The sequence below is a fragment of the Frankia canadensis genome (assembly GCF_900197875.1).
In the GTDB taxonomy this organism is placed as follows: Bacteria; Actinomycetota; Actinomycetes; order Frankiales; family Frankiaceae; genus Frankia; species Frankia canadensis.
Window position 1 is genome coordinate 1 of sequence record NZ_FZMO01000360.1, and the last position, 2,485, is coordinate 2,485.

General features: G+C 73.8%; 2 protein-coding genes. One reads left to right on the top strand and one right to left on the bottom strand.

Translation table 11 applies throughout. From position 1 onward, the window contains the following. Window positions 1–301: 301 nt before the first annotated feature. On the bottom strand, window positions 302–2,293 hold the full coding sequence (locus C1A33_RS23695; RefSeq protein ID WP_101833552.1) for a TerD family protein: 1,992 nt from the start codon (window positions 2,291–2,293) through the stop codon (window positions 302–304). A gap of 95 nt (window positions 2,294–2,388) precedes the next feature. On the opposite strand from C1A33_RS23695, the gene C1A33_RS23700 reads away from it, so the two are divergent. Next, on the top strand, window positions 2,389–2,485 hold a 97-nt coding region (locus tag C1A33_RS23700; protein WP_133150804.1), incomplete at its 3' end, for a helix-turn-helix domain-containing protein.

Sequence of the window (2,485 nt, forward strand, 5' to 3'; positions counted from 1 at the left end):
GCGAATCCCCCCACAGTCCGACCCGCGCCCCCCGCCGCGGCGCATGATCGACGGCCAGCGTCCCCACCGCGAGCACGATCGCGACGACGAACAACCAGCCGATCGGGCCCAACCGTCCCGTCCGCACCACCCGTCTACTCTCTCGCACCACCCGTCTCGTCGTGCCACTGCGTGTTCCTCGCCACCGACCGGTGGACCTCATCCGCCGGGGACGGCCGTCCGGACCGTCCCAGTCCAGGTGCTCGCGCCACAGCCGAAGCCGCAGGTTCCATTCCTGCGCCGCGAGCCAGTGATGTCCGCGTCAGATCCGGGCGCCCTTCGAGCGGTTGCACCCTCGGCACAGCAGCTGCAGGTTGCCGGCACTGGACGCGCCACCCCGGCTGAACGGGATCACATGGTCGAACTCCAGGTGGTCGTTGCCGCCGCACTCGACGCAGGCCCCGCCGTCACGCCGCCACACTTCCGCCTTCACCGCCTGCGGGATCGACCGGCTCGCCCGGCTGCCCGGCGCGATCACCTGCCGGCGCGCGACCCGCAGGATCCCGGCCAGCACCGCGGCGACGTACGGCGGGTCGTCGACGAGGTAGGTGCCCGAGCCGCGGGCGGTCGTGGCGGCGATGTCGACGGCCCCGCCGCGCGCCTCGATCTCGACGACCTTCGCGAGCCCCAGCTCCGCGCCGCGCCCGGCATCGGCGAGGAACCGCAGCTTGCGGTTGGTGCCGATCAGCCGGCCGAGGGAGTGCCGCGGGCCGTGTGCCCCCGGCCGCACCAGCGTGGCCGAGACATCCAGATGCAGGATCTCGTCGAGTTCCAGGTGCAGGCCGCCCTCGGGTAACCGGGGCAGCTCGCCGGCTTCGATCCGACTGAGCTCCAGCCCGCGGGCGAGCCGTCCGCGCAGCTCGTCGAGCCACGGGCCGGCCAGGCCCAGCGCGGCGACCGCGGCCTCGATCCGCTCGACCTCCGCGGGCTCGACGATCCCGTCGGCGAATGCGAACGCCGCCAGCCGCTCCAGATGCGCGCGCCCCACCGACTGGACGGCCTCCCAGCCCGCGGCCGGCGGGATCCGCTGGTAGCGCAGCTCGGCCCACAGCGGTTCGAGGCCGCCGCCCGTCGGGTCCTCCCGGGCGAGGCTCGCCACCACCCGGCCCCGCCAGTCCCACAGGAAGGCCCGTGCATCCTCGGCGCAGGGCTCGCACGCCGGCGGTCCGCCGAACAACCGCCACCGCTTGGTGGCGCCGCACCGGCCGCAGGTCGTCTCCGTCTCGGCGTGGATCGGCTCGGGCGGACCCTGCCAGCGTTCCCCGTCCCACCAGCGCATGTGGTCGGGCCGCACCGGATCGCGATACCAGTCCGCCCGGATCACGGACTCCGTCTCGGCATCCGCGCCCACACCACCGACATCCATGTCCGCGCCGCGGATGATCCGGTCGCGGTCGTCGCGGTCGTCGCGGTCGTCGCGGTCGTCGCGGTCGTCGCGGTCGTCGAACGCGTCGCGGTCCGGGGCGTCGTCGGGATCGGCGTAGCCGGCGCGCGGCTCCGACGGAGGTATGGAGGTGCGATGGTCCGGCCGGGTGTCCGGCACGTCGGCGGCGGCGTCGGCGACGTCCGCGTCGGCGTCCGGGAGGACCTGGGTGCGCGGCGTCGATCGTCGGCCTGGCGGGCGCTCGCGGGATCGCCCGTCGCGCGGGTGGATGACGTCGCGCGGGTGGATGACGTCACCCGGGTGAGCGGCATCGGCCGTGCGGGGGCCCTCGGCCGGATGGTTGTCGGGTGCCGGGTCGTCGCGGACCTGGATGCCGAAGCCGCGGGCGAGACCGGCCAGCCCGCTGTCCCAGCCCTGGGCGACCGCACGGAACCGCCAGCCGCCGCCCCGGCGGTACAGCTCACCGAACACCAGGGCCGTGACCGGCTCGTCGGGCTCCGGCACGTACCGGGTGAGCGGCCGGCCGTCCTCGTCGGCGAGAACCATGCTCAGGTCGGCGAGGTCGAGGAAGGTGCCCTCGTCGAGCGATCCGGCGATCACGATCCGGCGTACCGCCGGCTCCACCCTGGGCAGTCTCGCGACAAGGCCGGCCGCACCCGGTGCCGTGGCGGCGAGCGCGACCGCGCCGGAGGGATGGGTCGGCGCGTTGTAGAAGACGAAGTCCGCGTCCGACCGGACCCGGTCGAGGTCGGTGACGAGGACGGCGCAGACGTCCACCATCCGTCCCGGCGCCCAGCCGACCGTGATCCAGAGCTCCCCGGCGGGAACGGGTGTGTTGGCGCCCTTGCGCAGGGCCGGAGCCGGGGTCATCGGATTTGCGCCGTGGATGCTCCGGCCTTCAGGCCGGAGAGGAAACGGCGCCCCACGCTGAAGCGCATGGGCGATCCTTTCTGTAGAATTGGAATATGACCCGCTACCGTCTCGTTCCGGCGCCCGCGCAGGTCGCCGGACTTGAAGAGCACTGCGGGCATGCGCGGTTTGTGTGGAACCTTGCCGTGGAAC